We start from the raw sequence: 419 nt of genomic DNA, 5'->3' as shown, positions 1-419 counted from the left end.
AGAGCAGAGTTTATTAAAATAGTAAATAGAAAGTTTAATTTTACAGAACTTAAAGATATTACATTTAGTGATGTAGATAAAGGAGCTTGGTATTATAAAGAAGTTCAAAAGGCGGTTAAAGNNNGATATATAGATGGATATGAAGATAATACTTTTAAGCCGAATGATAAAATATCTAGACAAGAAGTTGCTAAAGTGATTACAACTATAAAAAATAATTATGATGAAAATATTGATAAAATATATAATTATAAAGATTATAAAAGTATATCTAATTGGGCAATTTCTTTTGTTGAGGGAGCTATAGAAGCAAATTATATGGGTGTAAATGAAGTAGAATTTAGACCACAAGATAACATTACTAGAGCAGAAAGTATAGTTACATTAAAAAGAGCAAAATAAACAAAAATAAAAGCGTA

The 419-nt window shown here is 25.0% G+C and carries 1 protein-coding gene; it reads left to right on the top strand.

From position 1 onward, the window contains the following. Positions 1 to 12 precede the first annotated feature (12 nt). Positions 13 to 402 (top strand): S-layer homology domain-containing protein, encoded by a 390-nt coding sequence (locus G3997_RS08490; protein ID WP_442971277.1) that lies wholly within the window; start codon positions 13 to 15, stop codon positions 400 to 402. Positions 403 to 419 lie beyond the last annotated feature (17 nt).

This window comes from Romboutsia sp. 13368 (assembly GCF_018336475.1).
Lineage (GTDB): Bacteria > Bacillota > Clostridia > Peptostreptococcales > Peptostreptococcaceae > Romboutsia.
This window is presented reverse-complemented; position numbering and strand designations above follow the sequence as displayed.